Source organism: Chryseobacterium sp. SIMBA_028, assembly GCF_046535285.1.
In the GTDB taxonomy this organism is placed as follows: Bacteria; Bacteroidota; Bacteroidia; order Flavobacteriales; family Weeksellaceae; genus Chryseobacterium.
On sequence record NZ_JAWRWZ010000108.1, the window covers coordinates 1 to 337 of the forward strand.

Sequence of the window (337 nt, forward strand, 5' to 3'; positions counted from 1 at the left end):
GATCAATTTAATGTAGCTGGTGATGTAAGAAAGTATGCATATGTTGATCCATCAGCTAATCCATATTTATCATTAAACTATTTTGTTATTGATAAGTTTCCTGGTAAACCAGGTTCTCCAACTAGAAATGATGTAAAAGTTTTTAGATTATCAGAAATGTATTTTATTTTGGCAGAAGCCGCAGTTGAAGAAGGTGATTTTACTCAAGCAGCAACTTATATCAACAATGTAAGAACAGCTAGAAGATACACTGGTACCCCAACAACACCAGTATATACTAATAAACAAACTGCTTATGCAGATATCTTAAAAGAAAGAAGAATCGAGTTGGCATTAG

At 32.6% G+C, this 337-nt stretch carries 1 protein-coding gene; it reads left to right on the forward strand.

What is annotated here, in order from left to right; all coding sequences use genetic code 11:
• Positions 1 to 337: RagB/SusD family nutrient uptake outer membrane protein (locus tag SCA31_RS22755; RefSeq protein ID WP_410699316.1), on the forward strand; the 337-nt coding region annotated here is incomplete at both ends.